This is a genomic window from Polaromonas sp. P1_F6 (assembly GCF_056405695.1).
On the sequence record NZ_JBFUBQ010000009.1, the window covers coordinates 55,994 to 74,187 of the forward strand.

Consider the following 18,194-nt stretch of genomic DNA (forward strand, 5'->3'; position numbering starts at 1 on the left):
GCCGACGAAACTATTGCACGGTGGACGTGGGTGGCTGCTGGTTGGTCTGGCTGGTGAAAAGCTGCGCCGCATCCACCGGGTCAAATTCATACTGTGCGCCGCAAAATTCGCACCCAACCGCGACCTTGCCACGTTCGGAAATGATGCTTTCGATTTCGTCTGTACCCAGGCTGCGCAGCATGTTGCCCACACGGTCGCGCGAACAGCTGCAGGCAAAACTGGGGGTGGCGGGTTCAAACCGGGTGACCTGCTCTTCCCAGAAAAGGCGGCGCAGGATCGTGTCGGCATCGAGAGTTAAAAGCTCTTCGCGCTTGAGCGTGCCGGCCAGCATGGCAATACGTTTGTAGTCTTCATTGACGCCGATCTGGTCTTCGTTGGCGTCCCGGTCGATCTGGCCTTCAAGGTTCCCCTGGCCTTTGACCGGCAGCCGCTGGATCAGCAGGCCGGTAGCCACCTTGCCGTCGGCTGCCAGAATCAGTTTGGTGTCGAGCTGCTCACTTTGCAGCATGTAATGCTCAAGCACTTCCGCCAGGTTCTCAATCTTCTCGCGCTGATCGCCAAAAAGCGGCACCACACCCTGGTAGGCCTGCTGCCCCGGCAACTTGTCCTTGGGGTCCAGCGTGATCGCGCAGCGCCCCTGATTGCTCACGTTGACCAGCTGGCTCAGCGAACTGCCCGCATCGACCGTACCCGTCACCGTGGCGGTGGCGCGCAAGCTCAGGTCGGGCTGAACCTCGGCCACGGCCAGCTTGACCGGGCCGTCGCCGAAGATCTGAAGAATGAGCGCACCATTGAACTTGATGTTGCTCTGCATCAGCGCGCCGGCGGCCGTCATTTCGCCCAACAGCTGCATGACCTCGGCCGGGTAGCCGCCGGCCGCCTGTCTGCGCTTGAGGATTTCCTGCCAGGAATCGGTCAGGCGAACCAGCATGCCGCGAACCGGCAGGCCTTCAAAGATGAATTTATGCAACTCAGACATTGGGCCCCCACGGTCGCTCACTTCGTGTAGCTCCCTGCCCCCCGAGGGGGCCGCTGCGCCTGCGGCCCGGCGAAGCCGGTTCCGCGGCCCCTGCTGGAATGGGAACTCCGACGCTAGCGCTCTGTGTGTATTTATTGGGTTTGATCATGCTTAAGTGCCGTTCAGGCGATTTTCTTGAGCCCGGCCTTGTAGCGCTGGGCATTTTCTATATAGTGCTTCGCGATCATTTTTAAACCCTCGATCTGCTCGGGGGAAAGCTGCCTTACCGCTTTGGCGGGGCTGCCGATGATCAGGGAGCCGTCCGGGAATTCCTTGCCTTCGGTGACCACGGAGCCCGCCCCGACCAGGCAGTTCTTGCCGATCTTTGCGTGATTGAGCACAACCGCCTGGATGCCGATCAGCGAACCATCGCCGATGGTACAGCCGTGCAGCATGACCTGGTGGCCCACCGTGACGTCTTCCCCGAGGGTAAGGGGCACGCCCATGTCGGCATGCAGCACGCTGTTGTCCTGGACATTGGTGCCCCGGCCCACCGTGATGGTTTCGGTGTCGCCCCGGATCACCACGCCAAACCAGACGCTGCAGTCTTCGCCAAGCCGCACATCGCCGATCACCTGGGCGTTGTCGGCCACCCAGGCAGACGCAGGAACGGTGGGGGTCAGCTTGTCCAATTGATAAATAGCCATGCGTTCTCACTCAAAATTAAAGCCAAAGGCCACAAACGGGAAAGAGCGTGGCGGCTATGCACCGATTGTAAGGAGGCAGCTTCCCCTGTCATTCAGCGTACACCGCCGGCAACCAATCCCGGCATCCCGAGGTATCAACGACAATGGATTCATGACGGATCTACTGGCCCCTGCAGAACTGCGCCAGCAAGCGCTGCAGGCCCTTCTCACCAAAAATCCAGAGCAAAAAGTGCGCCTGGCCCAACAGGCGCAAGCGCAAGCAGCTACTGTTTTGATAGCAAAGGAGCTGGCGATTCCTGCGCCGCCGGGTCTGCCCGGATGCCCGGAACGGCCGGAACTGCGCTCTCACCTGGATGTACCCAAGCGCTCACCTTTCACACACGAGGGGTTGGCGGCCCTGCTTCATGCCGTCACGCACATCGAGTTCAATGCCATCAACCTCGCCCTGGACGCCATCTGGCGTTTTGCCGGCATGCCGCGGGCCTACTACCTGGACTGGCGGCAGGTAGCCGCCGAAGAAGCCCACCATTTCAGCCTGCTGCGCGCCCATCTCCAGGCCATGGGTTACGACTACGGCGATTTCCCATCGCACACAGGGCTATGGGACATGACCGCCAAAACCGAAGGCGACGTGCTGGCGCGCATGGCGCTGGTGCCGCGCACCCTGGAGGCCCGCGGCCTGGACGCCACCCCACCCATGCAGGCCAAGCTGCGCAAGGTCGGCACGCCGGACGCGCTGCGAGCCGTGGACATCCTGGACATCATCCTGCGCGACGAAATCGGCCACGTCGCCATCGGCAACCGCTGGTACCGCTACCTGTGCGCCCAGCGGGGCCTGGATCCGGTGGCGACCTACCCGGTGCTGGCCAGGCAGTATGGGGCGCCTCGCCTGAAGGGCCCGCTGAACCTGGACGCCCGCCGGCGGGCTGGTTTTGACGAGGCGGAACTGGCGCTTCTGGTCTAGCAACAGGTTCCAGGACGCGGCGAATTCCTACACATACAGTCACGGCAGGGATTTTCGAACAGCGCTAGACTGCAAAACTCTTGAAAAGGAGTTTGCGCATGATCCGGCATCTCGTTCCAGACATCCCTTCGCAAATGCCGGGCTTGCCCGCGGACATCGCCTTGCAGCTGCCGCAGGGCCAGCGTCTCGGAGAGCCTAACGCCCCCGTCAAGCTCGCGTTTTCGCACTGGTCTTCCATCGCCCGCCTCAAGGCCGGCCAGATCGGCGCCCTGGCAGAGGACTACGTCGAAGGCAAACTCCAGCTCGAGGGCGCCATGCGCGACGTGATGCGCGCCGTCACCAAACTGCTGCCCGGCAACCCGGTGCAAAGCGACACCGGCTGGTGGTCCGGCCTGCTGCACCGCGCCAAGTCCCTGGCCGCCCACACCCAAAGCCGGGATGCAGCGCAAATCCAGTTCCACTATGACGTGTCCGACGCCTTCTATGCGCTCTGGCTCGACCCTCGGCGGGTGTATTCATGCGCCTACTACAGCGACAACGCCATGACATTGGCCCAGGCCCAGGAAGCCAAGCTCGACCACATCTGCCGCAAGCTCATGCTCAAGCCCGGCGAACGCTTCCTGGACATTGGCGCCGGCTGGGGCGCCCTGCTGATGTGGGCGGCCGAACATTACGGCGTCGATGCCACCGGCATCACCCTGTCGAAAAACCAGCACGCGCACGTGCAGCGGCTGATTCAGGAAAAAGGCCTGGAGGGGCACGTGCGCATGGAGCTGCGCGACTACCGCGACATGCCGGAAGACCAGCCCTTCGACAAGATCTCGTCCGTGGGCATGTTTGAGCATGTGGGCCATGCCAACATGACGGCCTACTTCCAGAAGATCATGCGCCTGCTGGCCCCGGGCGGGCTGGTCATGAACCACGGCATCACGGCCGGCGGCCTGGAAAACCGCCAGCTCGGCGCCGGCATGGGCGAATTCATCGAAAAGTACATCTTCCCCGGCGGTGAGCTGATGCACGTCAGCGCCGTGCTGGAGCACATGTCACGCGCAGGCCTGGAGATGGTGGACACCGAAAACCTGCGCCCCCACTATGCACGCACGCTGTGGAACTGGTCGGACGCCCTGGAGGCCAGGCTGGACGACGCGCGTCAGGTACTGGCCGCAGACGGCGGCGCCGAACGCGCGGAGAAGACTTTGCGCGCCTACCGCCTCTACCTGGCAGGCAGCGCAATGAGCTTTGAGCAAGGCTGGATCTCGCTGCACCAGATGCTGGCGGCGCGGCCCTCAGGTGATGTGCACAACACACCGGTCACCGGCGCCCAGTCTAGCTACCCGTTCAACCGGGACTACATGTACACCCCCGTCCAGGCTCACTCCGTGTAGCCTGTTCCCCCCTTGCAGGGGGCGGCGCCGGGGGCCGGCGAAGCCGAAAAATCGGCACACCCCTATCGGGCTCACTTCGTGTAGCCCTTTTCCCCTTGCAGGGGACGGTGCCTGCGGCCCGGCAAAGCCGGTTCCGCGGCACCTGCTGGTGAAATACCTCTCTACTCGATTACGCCCGCGGAACTATTCATGCCAGCATGAGCGCCGGAACCGGCTTTGCCGGGCCGTAGGGTGGGCGGCCCCTCGGGGGCAGCGAGTTACGCAGCGAACGACCGTGGGGCTCTACTACCCCCTGGGGTGGTGCTGCGCATGCAGCGCTTTGAGCCGTTCACGCGCCACATGGGTGTAAATCGTCGTGGTGGAAATATCGGCATGGCCCAAAAGCATCTGCACCGCGCGCAGGTCGGCGCCGTGGTTCAGCAAATGCGTGGCAAATGCATGGCGCAAGGTGTGCGGAGACAGCGGCGAGTTGATGCCGGCAAGCCGCGCATATTTTTTCACCAGCATCCAGAACATCACGCGGCTCATTCCCTTGCCGTGGCCGGTGACAAACAGGTCGTCGGTCTGCTGCCCGCCCAGGATGGCCGGCCGCGCGTCTGCCAGGTATTTCACAATCCATTCCCGTGCCACCTGGCCGAAGGGCACCAGCCGTTCCTTGCTGCCTTTGCCCATGACGCGAAGCACCCCTTCGTTCAGTCCCACATGAAATGTCTTGAGGCCCACCAGCTCGCTTACGCGCAGGCCGCTGGCGTACAACAGTTCCAGCATGGCGCGGTCGCGCTGGCCCAGCGGCGTGCCGTCGTCGGGTGCGGCCAGCAGGGCTTCAACCTGGGCTTCGCTCATGACTTTGGGCACCCGAAGCGCCTGCTTTGCCGACTGGAGTTTGAGCGTCGGGTCTGCAGCAATCAGGTGCTCGCGTAATGCCCAGCGAAAATAGCGCTTGAACACCGTCAGGCGCCGGTTGGCGGATGTTGCCTTGGTCGCAGCGTGCCGGGCCGAAAAGTAGCGGTTGAGATCGGCCTCCGCCGTCTCGTCAAGTTTTCGCCCTCCCTGCTCCCTGGCAGCCAACCATCCGGCGTAGAGCGACAAGTCGCGGCGGTAAGCCGCCAGGGTGTTTTTGGACAGCCCGTCTTCCAGCCACAAGGCGTCAATAAACCCATCAATACTGGACTGGCTTTCTGGCTGCATGGGGTGACCATAACAAAAAAGCCGCCGCACATTTGAATGCGCGGCGGCTTACGGGTAGCTTTGCTTCCGGTCAGCCCGGCTTCAAAGTTCTATTCGAGCTTGAGCTTGGCCGAGTCGACCACTTTTCTATAGACATCAAATTCGGCCTTGATCTGCGCCGTGAACTGCTCGGGCGTATTCGCAATGATCAGGGAGCCGGTGTCTTCGATCCGTTTGCGTATCGCCGGATCTTCCAGCGATTTCTTCACCCCGGCGCTGACCTTGTCGACCACGTCCTTTGGCAAGCCTTTCGGGCCGATGATGCCGTAATAGGCCATGCGGTTCACAGGCTCCAGGCCGACTTCCTTGAAAGTGGGTACATCCGGCAGCACAGCCAGGCGCTGGGGCGCGGCCACCACAATGGGGATCAGGCGCTTTTGCTGGATGAACGGCAGGGCCGATGGAAGGTTGTCAAAAATCATGGGCACCTGCCCGGCCACGGTGTCGTTCAGGGCCGGACCCGCGCCGCGGTAGGGGATGTGCGTCACGAAAGTACCCGACATGCTCTTGAAGAGCTCCATCTGCAGGTGACCGATGCCACCGGTGCCCGAGGATGAATAGGAATACTTGCCGGGGTTCTTTTTGAGCTCAGCCACAAACTCCTTGTAGTTGCGCGCCGGAAAGCTCGGGTGTACCGCAATGATGTTGGGCGTTGCGGCGATGTTGATGATGGGCGTGAAGTCCGTCAGCGTGTTGTACGGGATCTTGGGGTTGATGGCCGGATTGGCCGCGGTGGTGGACACCGTGGCCACGCCCAACGCATAACCATCGGGAACGGCGCGCGATGTCTCAAGTGCGCCCACCACGCCGCCGCCGCCGGCCCGATTTTCGACGATCACGCTCTGGCCCAAGGCCTTGCCCAGTGGCTCGGAGATGACGCGGGCGACGATATCAGTGGTGCCACCCGGTGCAAACGGCACCACGAGCTTGACCACCTTGTTGGGATAACCCTGTGCCAATGCGGGGCCTGCGGCGGCGCCCAGCGCAAGCGCGGACACCACGGAATAGGCAAACAGATAACGACGTTGCATGTTCAGTCCTTCAATAAAAACAGCAGAAATGGTAATCGCAACATTCATGCCCCGCAGTTGTGGATTACGCATAAGGGCAAACCCGGGGGGATTGCGGTTATTCTCGGCGAGTGAACTACGCGCAGCTTCTTTTTCCCGACTTTTCCCTGATTGTTTGCGGCTACCTCGTCTGCCGCTACACCGCCCTCAACCGCACCGTATGGGAACAGGTGGAGAGCCTGGTTTATTACTTTTTGTTTCCGGTCCTGCTTTTTCATTCGATCGTCAAAAGCCCGCTGGACCTGGGCGCCGCCTCCAGCCTCATCAGCGCCGGCATCCTGCTGGGAATAGCCGGTATTGCGATGGCCTACAGCCTGCCGCACCTGCCCTGGCTGGGCAGGCACATCGACTCGCGTGAGCACGCCGCCAGCGCGCAGGTGGCGTTTCGCTTCAACTCCTTCATTGCGCTGGCCCTGGCCGACCGGCTGGCGGGCAGCCAGGGCCTGCAGCTGATCGCCGTGCTGATTGGTGTATGCGTGCCGCTTTTCAACGTGGCGGCGGTGTGGCCCATGGCGCGGCACGCCAAGCGCGGCTTCATGGGCGAGCTGGTGCGCAATCCGCTGATCCTTGCCACGGCCACAGGCCTGGTGGCCAACCTGCTCGGCTTTACCCTGCCTGTCTGGCTCGAACCCACGGTGACCCGCATCGGAGCCGCCTCGCTGGCCCTGGGCCTGATGGCAGCAGGCGCCGGCATGCAGTTCGGTCACCTGTCGCAAGCCAAAACGCTGGCAGTGGCCGTGCTGTCGATACGGCATCTGTTGATGCCGGTCGTGGCCCTGGGCCTGTGCAAAGCCTTCGGGCTGTCGTCCGTACAAAGCACCATCCTGCTGGCGTTTTCCGCCTTGCCGACGGCCTCCAGCGCGTACGTGCTGGCGGCGCGCATGGGCTACAACGGGGGTTACGTGGCGGGCCTGGTGACACTTTCAACAATGCTGGGCATTCTTAGCCTGCCTTTCGCTCTCGGTATACTGATGTAAAAATTTGTGACATCAGACGCCGGCAGGGAGGAAATACGTGGGAATTTACAGGCCAATGATGGTCGCCGTATTTGCGGCGATCGCGTGTTCTGCAGCAAGCAGTCAGCAATTGTTCAAATGTGGAGCCACATTCCAGGACAAACCCTGCGACACCGAGATCCAGAAAAAGTATTCCTCCTTAACTGGCTCCTTTAGCAAGGAACAGGTCAATGCCGCTGCCGACACGCAGTGCGCAGATTTGGGAGCCCGTGCCATGCCCATTATTCAGGCCAGAGCCCACAAGGAAACCCTTGAGGGCTTGCATGCCCAAATTGATGCCAAAACTATTGGTCGGTTGGAAAAAATTCAGCAAAAAGAACTGGTTTCTTCCGTGTTTGCCAAGAAAGGCAATCCTGCAGAGATTAGGGGAGCCATTGAGGCCGAGTGCATGGACAGCAAACGGACAAGCAAAGCTCGTCTTGCTATATCGACACCGAGCGTCTATCCAGAAAATTCCCGACTTACAGGTGTCGATGCCGGAGCTGAAGCACATACAGCAAGAAGAATCACAGTAACTGTAAGTACGTCAAGCCGGCGCTAGGCTCCGTCGCGGATAACCACTAACAATATCTACCTCACAGGGATTTCATGAAGTCAGCCTATCTGGTTCTGGGAGTACCCGGAAACGCCAACAAAGAAGACATTGAAGTGGCCTTTAACAAGGCAAATATCCATTACTCCCCGGCCAGGCTGGCGGCTGACCCACAAGCCGTTGACAGATTCCTGGAAGTCAAAACCGCCTACCAGGTACTGCGAGACGACGAGTCCAGGGCTGCGCATGATCGCAAGCTCAGCAGTACGCTAACGAGGCCCGCGGCCGCACGTCTGGACAGAACAATCAAAGTCGAGCAGGAATCGTCGGGACTCACACGTGTTGTGGTCATTCTGGCTGTGGGAGTTGCAATGCTGTTCGCAGGGAGTTTTTACATCAGCTCCAAGCGTGAAGCTGCGCGCAAGGAACAGGCCGCACAAGAACTTCGGCTGAAGGTACAAGCGGAAGAGGATGCCAGGAAGGAAGAACTCCGTCTGGCTGCGGAAGAAGCGAACAGACAGCAGATTGCCAAGCAGGCAGCACAGCAAGAGCGGCAATTCCGCCAAGAAAGCGAGCGCGCAATCAACAATGTCCGTTCAGCGGAAGCGCAGCGCAGCTATCTGGAATCACAAAGAGCCAGTGCTGAACAGCGTGAAGCGCAGCGCAAGGAGTACGAAGCCCAATCACGTGAACAAAACAAGGTAAGGGAAGCGCAAAACCAGCTGGCCAGAGACAAAGCCCGTATTCGCGAGTTGTGCTACCAGAACTACCGGCGCTGGGACTGCTAAAAGACCGCGCTGCCTTTTGTGGCTGCCCGGTCAGGCACTTCGTGTCGGATGCCTGATGGCCGGCGCGAAGCCAGCACCTCGGTTCGAGCCTTAAGTCTAATATGCGCTTATCGCTCAAGCGCATGACATGCCAAATGCTTTGCTATTGATTTAGGAGCTGCTTGCGCTTGTCTCCAAAGGGCTGCAGGCCATTTTCGTTCAAATTTACTGATCAAGGGCCCAGGCCACATGTTCCCGCACCAGCTCGCTGGGAGAAGCGGCATGCATTTGCAGGGCCTCGCGCAGGGGCTGTCCCGCCTCAGGATCGAGCACCCGCAGGGCATTGCCCATGGCCACCGCAAGGTTGCGCAGCCAGCGCTCATGGCCAATACGGCGTATCGGGCTGCCTTCAGTGAATCGCAAAAACGCCGCTTCCGTCCAGCCAAGCAGGGTGACGAGCTGCTGCCCCGTCAAGCCGCTGCGCTCGTCAAAATCGGGCAAGGCACTGCGCTGGGCGAATTTATTCCACGGGCAGACCAGCTGGCAGTCGTCGCAACCATAAATCCGGTTACCCATCAGCGGGCGAAGCTCCAGGGGAATCGGGCCCGCGTGTTCGATGGTGAGGTAAGAGATGCAACGCCGCGCATCCAGCTTGTGGGGCGCGATGATCGCCCGCGTGGGGCACACGTCAATGCAGGCCTGGCAGGTACCGCAGTGCGGCGTCACCGGCTCGCTGGGCGGCAGGACAATGTCAACGTAGATTTCCCCCAGGAAGAACATGGAGCCCGCCTCCCGGTTGAGCAGCAAGGTGTGTTTGCCGCGCCAGCCCTGGCCGCTACGGGCTGCCAGTTCGGCCTCCAGCACGGGCGCGGAGTCGGTGAAAGCCCGATGGCCGAGCTGACCGACGTGGCCGGAGATGCGTTCGCTGAGTTTTTGCAGACGGGCGCGCATGATCTTGTGATAGTCGCGGCCACGTGCATACACCGACACAATGCCTTCCGCCGGCCGCTCAAGCCGGCTGAACTCAAGGGCCTGCCATTCGCCTGGGGCGGCAGCCGTCGATGCAGGCAGATAGTCCATGCGTGCCGTGATGACGCTGATGGTGCCCGGAATCAGCTCGGCCGGCCGGGCCCGTTTGAGCCCGTGCGCCGCCATGTAATGCATGTCACCATGGAAGCCTGCAGCGAGCCAGGCTGATAATCCAGGCTCGGCCGACGATAAATCCACACCGGCCACGCCAATTTGCGAAAATCCAAGCTCGCGCGCCCAAGTTTGAATTTGAGAAACGAATTGATGACTGTTCAAAGAATTGCTGGCGGGCACCCGCTGATTGTAAAAAACATTGCCTGGCAGGACGAAGCGGCCACGGCAGCCTTCGCGCAGGCACTGGCGGGTCATCCCGCCATTGGCCGCGCGCTCATTGAGCTTCAGGGCGACCTTGGCGCCGGCAAGACCACCTTTGTGCGCCACCTGCTCAAGAGTTTGGGCGTCGAAGGCCGCATCAAAAGTCCCACGTATGCGGTGGTCGAGCCCTACACTTTGCCGAAGATGAATATCTGGCATTTTGACTTCTACCGCTTTAACGATCCGCGCGAGTGGGAAGAGGCGGGGTTACGCGACATCTTTGCCAGCACCGGGCTCAAGCTGGTCGAATGGCCGGAAAAAGCAGGACCGCATCTGCCGCAACCTGATCTGCTGCTCCACCTGGAAGTCCTGCCGGACGATACCCGCACAGTTACCCTGACGGCTCACACGCCCACAGGCGCGGAATTGCTGGCATGAAGCGGCAGCCCGTCACCCGCCGCAGCGCCCTGCAACTGGGCAGCGTGGTGCTTCTGCTGGGCGTGCAGCACATCGCGCGCGGCGCGACCATCGTGGCCGTGCGTGTCTGGCCGTCCAAAGACTACACGCGGCTCACCATCGAATCCGACGGCGAGATCAAGGCAAAACAATTTTTCATCGCCGACCCGCCGCGCCTTGCCGTCGACATGGAAGGCATAGACCTGATTCCCGCGCTGCGCGAACTGGTCGCCAAGGTGAAATCCGACGACCCGAATATCTCGGGCATACGCGTGGGGCAAAACGCCCCTGGCGTGGTGCGGCTCGTAATAGACCTCAAGCAGCCCATCCAGCCGCAGGTATTCACCCTGCCGCCTGTAGCGGCTTACCAGTACCGGCTGGTGTTCGACTTGTACCCGACGCAGGTCGCCGACCCGCTCGAAGCCCTGATTGCCGAGAAGCTCGCCGACAGGCAACCGGGCACCACACCCGCCCCCGCCAACGACCCTATCGCCGACCTGATCGCGCGGCAGTCGGGCAAGCAGGCCGACGGCAAGCCACCGCCGGCAGTCGTCGCGGAAAAAGACAAGGACAAGGCCCACGGGCCAACGACCGGCCCTGCCACCCCCGGCGGCGCCAAGACCTCGCCCGAAGCGGCCGTCATTGCGAAGAACAAGACCGACCGTCTCGTCATCGTCGCGCTGGACCCGGGCCATGGAGGGGAAGATCCCGGCGCCGTCGGCCCCGGCGGCACGCGCGAGAAAGACGTGGTGCTGCAGATCGCGCACCGCCTGCGCGACCGTATCAACCAGCAGCCCAATATGCGCGCCTACCTCACGCGCGATGCCGACTTCTTTGTGCCGCTGCATGTGCGCGTGCAAAAAGCGCGGCGCGTGCAGGCCGACCTTTTCATCAGCATCCATGCCGACGCATTTTTTACGGCACGACCGCAAGGCGCCAGCGTCTTCGCGCTCAGCGAAAAAGGGGCCTCCAGCAGCGCCGCGCGCTGGATCGCCGATAAAGAAAACTCCGCCGACCTGGTGGGCGGCATCAACGTCAAGGCCAAGGACGCCCAGGTACAGAAAGCCCTGCTCGACATGAGCACCACGGCGCAGATCAACGACAGCCTCAAGCTCGGCAGTGCCATGCTGGGCGAGATCGGCAATGTCGGCAAGCTGCACAAACCGAAGGTCGAGCAAGCCGGCTTCGCTGTCCTCAAAGCGCCCGACATCCCCAGCGTGCTGGTGGAGACCGCCTTCATCAGCAACCCCGACGAAGAAGCCAAACTGCGCAGCGACGAATACCAGGTACAGCTGGCCGACGCCTTGATGCGCGGCATCACGCGCTACTTCGCGCGCAACCCGCCGCTGGCGCGCAACCGCGCTGTTTAAGTACCGCATCGGCGCGCATTGATGCGCCGAAAATTACCACCAAAGACCGCGGCAAGCCGACACGCCGCGGCAACCTTCTCCTACAACCTCCACATACCCGTCCCCCTACAGTGAAATCACAGGCAAGGTCAGGACTTCACGATGTGAATACCCCAGCAAGAGCCTGAAACTCTGAGCAAAGGTGGACAGGATGAATACGAAATTGATGATGTCAGCGGTAGCAGCGGCGGCACTGATCGGCCTGGGTGGTTGCAGCACCAGCCCGACCAATGCACAGATAGGCACCGGTGTTGGTGCCGTGGCCGGTGGCCTGGTCGGTAATGCCGTATTCGGCAGCACCCTGGGCACCGTGGGCGGCGCGGCGGCCGGAGCGGTGATCGGTAACGAGGTCGGTAAGAGGCGCTAAAAGAAACGCCAGGCAACGCGGCCCCGGCACCTGCCGGGTTGGTGCTGCCTGCACCAGTATCCCTGCTACACCGGATAGATCAGCGAGTTGAGGATCATCTCGCTGTCATACACACAAAGACGGCTCCTGAATTTCAGGACGCCGTCTTTTTTGATGAGCTCGTCGATATAACGCCCGACGTTGTAGACCTCGCTCACGCCGCCCGGCTTGGTGCGGAACACCGCGTAGTTGGCCTCGGCCTTGACGACATCGCCTTCCTCCGAGAGGATGCGCGCCGGGCTGACGATGTGGCGCATGTAATAAGGCCCGTGATAGATCGTCTGCGTGACGCCATACACCCGATCCTTCATCATGCCCCGGCTTTCCAGCGCCATCAGGGCCAGCGGCAGGCCGCGGTCAAAATTCTCGCGGGCCTGCACCTTGTAGTTGCCCTCTTCCACAAAGAATTCCGGCCACGCATCAAACCGCTTTTCGTCCAGCGCCGCCGCGTAGGCTGCGTTGAGCTGGTCCACCTCCAGTTGCAGCATCAGGCGCTGCAGTCCCTGTTCAGTCGCCGTCATAGACCCATGACTTTCTTCCAGTAGGCATACATGCTGCGGATCAGGGTTTCGGTGACCATGTGCTCCGTCATCTCGGTGCCGGTGCCGCCCAGCTCGCACAGTGTTGAGCCGGTGTCGCCAGCCTGTGCAAAGCCGGCCTGGCTGAACTCGATCACTTCACCGTCATCCGCACTGACAAAACCGGCCGGGCCGAACAGGTTGGCCTGGCGCAGGCGACGCTGCGTCATGTCGGGGGTGTCGTCGGCAAAGCCGAAGTGCGTCCAGATGAAATCAAACTCACCCTGCCCACGCGGCACGATATGGCGTGTGCTCAGCGAATTGACCTGCTGCTGGATGATAAGGCTGGGAAACAGCGTGATCATAGTCACGGTGGGCGTGATGTCGCTGCCCGGGCTGGATGGGTCGGGCATCTTCCACCAGGGCTCGGGCACCACGTCCAGCAGGCGGTCGTCATGCAGGGCCATGTTGGCCTTGAACGAGGTCACGCCTTCGGTCACGGCGTCGTTCTGCCCACCCTCGTTGCGGCGCGAAATCATCACGGCATGGCGGCCCTCGCCGTCCATCACCATGCGGCTTTTCTGGTCGGCACGCCAAAGGCCGAAGGTCACAAACCACGTGTGCAGCAGGCCGGGGTGGTAAGGGTCCTTGATGTTTTCCATCATCAGCTTCCAGTTGCCCGGAATGCGCTGGCGGTTGTAGCCCAGCAGCGTCAGCTTGCGCGCTCCGTCAGGGCCTTTGAAGATGCGGTCCAACCACGGCGTGATCTGCTGGCCGAGATAGTTTTCCAGCGGTTCGGTGTCGTCGCTGAAAGTGGCAAACACCAGGCCGTGCAGCACTGCAACACGCAACTTGGTCAGCCCATGATCCTTGAGATCGAACCCTTCGGGCATGCCGCCGTTGACGCAATCACCCTCTTTCACGCCGTCCTTGAAGGGCAACCCCGCCAGGTCGCCGTTGAGTTTGTAGGTCCACTGGTGATACGGGCAGACAAAGCTGCGCGCATTGCCCTGCGGGTTCTGGCAAAAGCGCACACCACGGTGGGCGCAACGGTTTTCAACAACGCGTATGCCGTGGTCGGTGGCACGGTCTTTGGGCGCGATACGGTCCCGCACCATCAGCACCTGGCGTTCGCCGACATGGCTGAGTTTGTAGTCGCCCACATTGGGAATCTCGGCTTCCAGGCCCACATAGCACCAGTGCGCGCCGTAAAAGATTTTCTCCAGCTCGCGCTGGTATAGCTGCGCATCGGTGTAGGCCCAAAAGGGCACGCGACTGGAGCCGGGGTCGCTCCAGCGTGACAGGGTATGGGGTGCGTTCATCTGAGTGTCTCCGGGTCCTGCAGCGTACCTGCGCACAGGATTTCGGACAGATAATACGCTTACTTACGATCTCTGACTTCTTTCCCTGATCTTTTCAGTAAGGCATCGGTAGCGGCCGTCAGTCAAATACGCAGGTTGCCTGTTCAATCCTGGCCTGCACTTCCGCCCCGGTCGGAGGCACACAGCCACGCTGCATGACACACAAGCTGGCGCTGGCCACAGCATGGGCCAGCAAACTGCGCCCCGCGTCATCGCCGACCAACGCCACCAAAGCGCCAGTACCGCTCGCAGCGGTTTTCCGCGCGAGCAAGGCAACCATGAAGCCGGCGAGGAAACAGTCACCCGCCCCCACGGTATCCACCACCGCCAACGGCCGGGATTCGCGGGCGCGCCACTGCCGGCCATCGCGTGTCAACAGACAGGCTCCGTGCGGCCCCAGGGTCAGAACCAGCAAGCCGGCACCGCTCGTGCCGAGCAGATGCTGCGCCCGCGCAAATACATCAGCGCCAGGTGTCTCCAGGCTTTCCAGGTCTTCATCGCTGACCTTGACGACGTCGGCGTGTTGCAGCGCAGCGTGCACATTGCGCCTGTAGGCCAGCAGGTCCGGCATGACCGACGGCCGCAGGTTGGCATCCACCACCACCACGCTGCCCGCCTGATGCTGGGCTCGCAGCCACGGCAGGTAGCGGCCCGCATCCTCGGGCGCGAGCGCCAGGGCGCCGGTGTACACCATCTCGAGCCCGGGGACGCGCTGACACGACTGGATCAGGCTGTCCGCCGTGACTGCACGGTCCGCCACTTCCTGCCGGTAAAAAACATAGTCAGGATGGCCTGCGTCATCCAGCCCCACCACGGCCAGTGAGGTGCTTTGTGCCACGGGCTGTGGACAGGCCAGCCGCACACCATCTCCGGTCAGCGCTGCGGCCAGCTGGCGGCCAAAGCGATCGCGCGACAGAGGGTTGAGGTACAGGGTGTTGACGCCCTGCCGGGCCAGCGCGCGCGTCAGGTTGAAAACAGCGCCACCCGGGCAGGGTTCATAACGTCCGTCCGATTGAACGATCAGGTCAATCAACGCTTCACCAGCGGTTGCAACTTGCAGCACTTTTTCAGGGTTTTTCTCAGGGTAATCCATAACTAAAACAACTTGATTTAATAACTCAAGCGCCACTATAGTTCACCAACGCCCAGCACTCATGGGTATTTTCCCGCGAACTCCAGTGCCTGGCGGCCTGGAATGTCGATTCAACAAGGAGACAATTTGATGAAAAAGACCACCACTCTCTTGACACTGTCCAGCCTCGCGCTGGCCGCCACATCGGCCTTTGCAGCGGGCGAACCTGTGATCGGCCTGATTACCAAAACCGAAACCAACCCCTTCTTCGTCAAGATGAAGGAAGGCGCTGAAGCCGAGGCCAAAAAACTCGGCGCCAAGCTGCTGACCGCCGCCGGCAAATCGGACGGCGACACCGCTGGACAGATCACGGCCCTCGAAAACATGGCTGCCGCCGGCGCCAAGACCATTTTGATCACCGCCAGCGGAGATGCCATCGCACCCACCGTCAAAAAACTGCAGGCCAAGGGCGTGCAGGTCATTGCACTGGACAGCCCTTTTGCGGGAGCTGACGCGCTGTTTGCCACCGACAACTACAAGGCCGGTGTGCTGATTGGCCAGTACGCCAAAGCGGCCATGGCCGGCAAGCCAGCCAAAATCGCCACGCTCGATTTGTTCCCCGGTCACCCCGTGGGCGCACAGCGTCACAACGGTTTCATGAAGGGTTTCGGCCTGGCAGCGGCAGACGCGAAATCCAACGAGCTGTCCAAAGACCCAGCCGTGGTCTGCATGGCTGACAGTTTTGGTGACCAGGCCAAAGGCCAGACCGCCATGGAAAACTGCCTGCAAAAAAATCCCGATATCAACGTGGTCTACACCATCAACGAACCGGCCGCCGCCGGCGCATTCAATGCACTGAAAAAGGCCGGCAAGGAAAAAGGCGTGACCATCCTCTCGGTCGACGGCGGCTGCCAGGGCATCAAGGACACGGGAGCCGGCGTCATCACCGCGACTTCACAGCAATACCCCCTGACCATGGCGGCACTGGGCGTGGCAGCAGGCGTCAGTTACGCCAAGGGCGGCAAAAAAGCGTCGGGTTACACCGACACCGGCGTGACCCTGATCTCGGCCAAAGCTCTCCCGGGCGTAGACAGCAAAGACGTCAAAACCGGCATGGACCTTTGCTGGGGCACCAAGTAATCGACCTGCTGCTTGCCAGCTGTCATCCCGGACCGAACCCGGTGCGGGATGACAAAATCATTTTCCTCATCCTGGGCCCTTACCGATGAACCTGTCTTCGCGCCACATCCCGTGGGGGGCCCTCGGCCCCTGGCTGGCCCTGCTGGCCACTTGCATCTTTTTTACCACCCAGTCAGACCGCTTCCTGACGGGCGCAAACCTGTCCCTGGTGCTGCAGCAGGTGATGGTCGTCGGCGTGCTGGCCATTGGGCAGACCCTGATCATCCTGACGGCCGGCATCGACCTGTCCTGCGGCATGGTGATGGCATTGGGCGGCATGGTGATGACCAAGTTCGCCGTGAATTACGGCATCGACCCCTACCTGGCCATTGCTTGCGGCCTGGCGGTCACGACCGGCTTCGGCCTCCTCAATGGCCTGCTGGTCACCCGCATCAAATTGCCCCCTTTCATCGTGACGCTGGGCACACTGAACATCGCATTTGCGATCACCCAGATTTACTCCAACGCGCAAATCGTTCCCAACCTCCCGACGGAATTGACGGCGCTGGGCAACACCTTCGATCTGGGCAGTACGGAGGTCAGCCTGGGCACCGTCGCCATGATCGGCCTCTACCTGCTGGCGTGGTTTGTCTTGCGTGACACCGCACCGGGCCGGCACCTGTATGCAGTGGGCAATAACGCCGAAGCCGCACGGCTGACCGGCATCCGGGTCGACCGCGTGCTGGTGGCCGTCTATGCACTGGCCGGCCTCTTTTACGGCATCGCCGCGCTCCTGTCGGTGGCGCGCACCGGCGTCGGCGACCCGAATGCCGGGCAAACCGAAAACCTGGATGCCATCACCGCCGTGGTGCTGGGTGGCACCAGCCTGTTTGGCGGACGCGGCATCATTCTGGGCACACTCGTCGGCGCGGTGATTGTGGGCGTGTTTCGCAACGGTCTCACCCTGATGGGCGTTGCCTCCGTCTACCAGACACTGATTACCGGCATTCTGGTGATCCTGGCGGTCGCGGCCGACCAGATGTCGCGCAAAGGGCCTCGCTGATGAACACCCCAACGCCCCTCCAAACTCCTGCGCCTTTGATCATGCAGGCCAAAGGGCTGGTCAAACGCTACGGTCAGGTCACCGCACTGGACGGTACCGACTTCGAACTACGCGCCGGCGAAATCCTGGCCGTGATCGGTGACAACGGCGCCGGCAAATCCTCGCTGATCAAGGCACTGTCGGGCGCCACTGTGCCCGACGAAGGTGAATTGCTGCTCGACGGCAAGCCGATGCGTTTCAAGTCCCCCATCGATGCGCGCCGTGCCGGGATCGAAACCGTCTACCAGGACCTGGCGGTGGCCCCTGCCATGAGCATTGCGGAGAACCTGTTCCTGGGCCGCGAACTCCTCAGGCCCGGTCCCCTGGGCCGCTGGCTGCGTGTGCTCGACAAGAAGAAGATGCTGGAGCAGGCCATTGCCCGCATGCAGGAGCTCAAGGTCGGGATTCGTTCGATGACGCAGGCCGTGGAAACACTCTCCGGCGGCCAGCGCCAGTGCGTGGCCGTGGCGCGCGCCGCTGCCTTTGCGCAGCATGTGGTCATCATGGATGAACCCACGGCCGCCCTGGGCGTGAAAGAAGGCAACATGGTGCTGGAGCTGATTCGCCGGGTGCGCGACAAAGGCCTGCCCGTCATTTTGATCAGCCACAACATGCCGCATGTGTTTGAAATCGCCGACCGCATCCACATCCAGCGCCTGGGCCGCCGTGCGGCGGTCGTGAATCCCAAGATCATCAGCATGAGCGACACCGTGGCCGTGATGACGGGCGCCAAGACGGCCGAAGAATTGCCGGAGTCCGCGCTTGCCTGAAACAGCCCCCA

19 protein-coding genes are annotated in these 18,194 nt (G+C 61.7%); 11 read left to right on the forward strand and 8 right to left on the reverse strand.

The window, feature by feature from the left end; genetic code table 11:
- Positions 1 to 10 precede the first annotated feature (10 nt).
- Positions 11 to 979 (reverse strand): Hsp33 family molecular chaperone HslO, encoded by a 969-nt coding sequence (gene hslO, locus AC1DY9_RS20270; RefSeq protein ID WP_477646843.1) that lies wholly within the window; start codon positions 977 to 979, stop codon positions 11 to 13.
- Positions 980 to 1,140: 161 nt separating this feature from the next.
- On the reverse strand, positions 1,141 to 1,665 hold the full coding sequence (locus AC1DY9_RS20275; protein ID WP_457278945.1) for a gamma carbonic anhydrase family protein: 525 nt from the start codon (positions 1,663 to 1,665) through the stop codon (positions 1,141 to 1,143).
- Positions 1,666 to 1,816: 151 nt separating this feature from the next.
- On the opposite strand from AC1DY9_RS20275, the gene AC1DY9_RS20280 reads away from it, so the two are divergent.
- Together AC1DY9_RS20280 and AC1DY9_RS20285 are read left to right on the forward strand one after the other, a co-directional pair.
- A complete protein-coding gene (locus AC1DY9_RS20280) occupies positions 1,817 to 2,629 on the forward strand; it encodes a ferritin-like domain-containing protein (RefSeq protein WP_477667476.1) in 813 nt (270 codons plus the stop codon).
- A gap of 98 nt (positions 2,630 to 2,727) precedes the next feature.
- The gene (locus AC1DY9_RS20285; protein WP_477667477.1) at positions 2,728 to 4,014 is read left to right on the forward strand and encodes a class I SAM-dependent methyltransferase; all 1,287 of its coding nucleotides are present in this window, start codon (positions 2,728 to 2,730) and stop codon (positions 4,012 to 4,014) included.
- Between the two features lie 285 nt (positions 4,015 to 4,299).
- Here AC1DY9_RS20285 and xerD read toward each other — a convergent pair whose 3' ends face one another.
- Positions 4,300 to 5,202, reverse strand: a complete 903-nt coding sequence (xerD, locus tag AC1DY9_RS20290; RefSeq protein ID WP_457278948.1) for a site-specific tyrosine recombinase XerD — start codon at positions 5,200 to 5,202, stop codon at positions 4,300 to 4,302.
- A gap of 89 nt (positions 5,203 to 5,291) precedes the next feature.
- Positions 5,292 to 6,272, reverse strand: a complete 981-nt coding sequence (locus tag AC1DY9_RS20295) for a tripartite tricarboxylate transporter substrate binding protein BugE (protein WP_457278949.1) — start codon at positions 6,270 to 6,272, stop codon at positions 5,292 to 5,294.
- Between the two features lie 110 nt (positions 6,273 to 6,382).
- Here AC1DY9_RS20295 and AC1DY9_RS20300 point away from each other — a divergent pair, with 110 nt between their 5' ends.
- The 3 genes from AC1DY9_RS20300 to AC1DY9_RS20310 are packed head-to-tail and all read left to right on the forward strand — an operon-like array spanning position 6,383 to position 8,647.
- A complete protein-coding gene (locus tag AC1DY9_RS20300; protein WP_457278950.1) occupies positions 6,383 to 7,288 on the forward strand; it encodes an AEC family transporter in 906 nt (301 codons plus the stop codon).
- Between the two features lie 55 nt (positions 7,289 to 7,343).
- Positions 7,344 to 7,868 carry a hypothetical protein gene (locus AC1DY9_RS20305; RefSeq protein WP_457278951.1) on the forward strand — a complete coding sequence of 175 codons (525 nt, stop codon included), beginning with the start codon at positions 7,344 to 7,346 and terminating at the stop codon, positions 7,866 to 7,868.
- Positions 7,869 to 7,915: 47 nt separating this feature from the next.
- Positions 7,916 to 8,647, forward strand: coding sequence for a DnaJ domain-containing protein (locus AC1DY9_RS20310; RefSeq protein WP_457278952.1), 732 nt, complete (start codon positions 7,916 to 7,918; stop codon positions 8,645 to 8,647).
- A gap of 204 nt (positions 8,648 to 8,851) precedes the next feature.
- Here AC1DY9_RS20310 and queG read toward each other — a convergent pair whose 3' ends face one another.
- On the reverse strand, positions 8,852 to 9,904 hold the full coding sequence (queG, locus tag AC1DY9_RS20315; protein ID WP_477667542.1) for a tRNA epoxyqueuosine(34) reductase QueG: 1,053 nt from the start codon (positions 9,902 to 9,904) through the stop codon (positions 8,852 to 8,854).
- Between the two features lie 15 nt (positions 9,905 to 9,919).
- On the opposite strand from queG, the gene tsaE reads away from it, so the two are divergent.
- From tsaE to AC1DY9_RS20330, 3 genes are all read left to right on the forward strand, one after another.
- On the forward strand, positions 9,920 to 10,408 hold the full coding sequence (gene tsaE / locus AC1DY9_RS20320) for a tRNA (adenosine(37)-N6)-threonylcarbamoyltransferase complex ATPase subunit type 1 TsaE (RefSeq protein WP_477667478.1): 489 nt from the start codon (positions 9,920 to 9,922) through the stop codon (positions 10,406 to 10,408).
- On the forward strand, positions 10,405 to 11,796 hold the full coding sequence (locus tag AC1DY9_RS20325; protein WP_477667479.1) for an N-acetylmuramoyl-L-alanine amidase: 1,392 nt from the start codon (positions 10,405 to 10,407) through the stop codon (positions 11,794 to 11,796). Before tsaE ends, AC1DY9_RS20325 begins: the two co-directional genes overlap by 4 nt.
- Before the next feature lie 190 nt (positions 11,797 to 11,986).
- Entirely contained in the window at positions 11,987 to 12,202 is a 216-nt protein-coding gene (locus AC1DY9_RS20330) for a glycine zipper 2TM domain-containing protein (RefSeq protein ID WP_457278955.1), read from the forward strand.
- A 65-nt stretch (positions 12,203 to 12,267) separates the two neighbouring features.
- Here the strand turns inward: AC1DY9_RS20330 and AC1DY9_RS20335 are convergent, their stop codons facing one another.
- From AC1DY9_RS20335 to AC1DY9_RS20345, 3 genes are all read right to left on the reverse strand, one after another.
- A complete protein-coding gene (locus AC1DY9_RS20335) occupies positions 12,268 to 12,729 on the reverse strand; it encodes an aromatic-ring-hydroxylating dioxygenase subunit beta (RefSeq protein WP_457279778.1) in 462 nt (153 codons plus the stop codon).
- Positions 12,730 to 12,758: 29 nt separating this feature from the next.
- Positions 12,759 to 14,081 carry an SRPBCC family protein gene (locus AC1DY9_RS20340; protein ID WP_477667480.1) on the reverse strand — a complete coding sequence of 441 codons (1,323 nt, stop codon included), beginning with the start codon at positions 14,079 to 14,081 and terminating at the stop codon, positions 12,759 to 12,761.
- Positions 14,082 to 14,199: 118 nt separating this feature from the next.
- Positions 14,200 to 15,213: a carbohydrate kinase family protein gene (locus AC1DY9_RS20345; RefSeq protein WP_477667481.1), complete on the reverse strand. Its 1,014-nt coding sequence runs from the start codon at positions 15,211 to 15,213 to the stop codon at positions 14,200 to 14,202.
- A 129-nt stretch (positions 15,214 to 15,342) separates the two neighbouring features.
- Between AC1DY9_RS20345 and AC1DY9_RS20350 the strand changes: the two genes are divergently transcribed.
- From AC1DY9_RS20350 to AC1DY9_RS20360, 3 genes are all read left to right on the forward strand, one after another.
- Entirely contained in the window at positions 15,343 to 16,332 is a 990-nt protein-coding gene (locus AC1DY9_RS20350; RefSeq protein ID WP_477667482.1) for a substrate-binding domain-containing protein, read from the forward strand.
- A gap of 85 nt (positions 16,333 to 16,417) precedes the next feature.
- A complete protein-coding gene (locus tag AC1DY9_RS20355; RefSeq protein WP_457278959.1) occupies positions 16,418 to 17,374 on the forward strand; it encodes an ABC transporter permease in 957 nt (318 codons plus the stop codon).
- A complete protein-coding gene (locus AC1DY9_RS20360) occupies positions 17,374 to 18,183 on the forward strand; it encodes an ATP-binding cassette domain-containing protein (RefSeq protein WP_457278960.1) in 810 nt (269 codons plus the stop codon). The genes AC1DY9_RS20355 and AC1DY9_RS20360 overlap by 1 nt, the downstream gene beginning before the upstream one ends.
- The last annotated feature ends 11 nt before the right edge of the window (positions 18,184 to 18,194 follow it).

Excerpts from the sequence above, each read along its gene's own strand:
- hslO (WP_477646843.1), bottom strand. The coding sequence starts at position 979 with ATGTCTGAGTTGCATAAATTCATCTTTGAAGGCCTGCCGGTTCGCGGC.
- AC1DY9_RS20275 (WP_457278945.1), bottom strand. The coding sequence starts at position 1,665 with ATGGCTATTTATCAATTGGACAAGCTGACCCCCACCGTTCCTGCGTCT.
- AC1DY9_RS20280 (WP_477667476.1), top strand. The coding sequence starts at position 1,817 with ATGACGGATCTACTGGCCCCTGCAGAACTGCGCCAGCAAGCGCTGCAG.
- AC1DY9_RS20285 (WP_477667477.1), top strand. The coding sequence starts at position 2,728 with ATGATCCGGCATCTCGTTCCAGACATCCCTTCGCAAATGCCGGGCTTG.
- xerD (WP_457278948.1), bottom strand. The coding sequence starts at position 5,202 with ATGCAGCCAGAAAGCCAGTCCAGTATTGATGGGTTTATTGACGCCTTG.
- AC1DY9_RS20295 (WP_457278949.1), bottom strand. The coding sequence starts at position 6,272 with ATGCAACGTCGTTATCTGTTTGCCTATTCCGTGGTGTCCGCGCTTGCG.
- AC1DY9_RS20305 (WP_457278951.1), top strand. The coding sequence starts at position 7,344 with ATGATGGTCGCCGTATTTGCGGCGATCGCGTGTTCTGCAGCAAGCAGT.
- AC1DY9_RS20310 (WP_457278952.1), top strand. The coding sequence starts at position 7,916 with ATGAAGTCAGCCTATCTGGTTCTGGGAGTACCCGGAAACGCCAACAAA.
- tsaE (WP_477667478.1), top strand. The coding sequence starts at position 9,920 with ATGACTGTTCAAAGAATTGCTGGCGGGCACCCGCTGATTGTAAAAAAC.
- AC1DY9_RS20325 (WP_477667479.1), top strand. The coding sequence starts at position 10,405 with ATGAAGCGGCAGCCCGTCACCCGCCGCAGCGCCCTGCAACTGGGCAGC.
- AC1DY9_RS20330 (WP_457278955.1), top strand. The coding sequence starts at position 11,987 with ATGAATACGAAATTGATGATGTCAGCGGTAGCAGCGGCGGCACTGATC.
- AC1DY9_RS20335 (WP_457279778.1), bottom strand. The coding sequence starts at position 12,729 with ATGCTGCAACTGGAGGTGGACCAGCTCAACGCAGCCTACGCGGCGGCG.
- AC1DY9_RS20340 (WP_477667480.1), bottom strand. The coding sequence starts at position 14,081 with ATGAACGCACCCCATACCCTGTCACGCTGGAGCGACCCCGGCTCCAGT.
- AC1DY9_RS20345 (WP_477667481.1), bottom strand. The coding sequence starts at position 15,213 with ATGGATTACCCTGAGAAAAACCCTGAAAAAGTGCTGCAAGTTGCAACC.
- AC1DY9_RS20350 (WP_477667482.1), top strand. The coding sequence starts at position 15,343 with ATGAAAAAGACCACCACTCTCTTGACACTGTCCAGCCTCGCGCTGGCC.
- AC1DY9_RS20355 (WP_457278959.1), top strand. The coding sequence starts at position 16,418 with ATGAACCTGTCTTCGCGCCACATCCCGTGGGGGGCCCTCGGCCCCTGG.
- AC1DY9_RS20360 (WP_457278960.1), top strand. The coding sequence starts at position 17,374 with ATGAACACCCCAACGCCCCTCCAAACTCCTGCGCCTTTGATCATGCAG.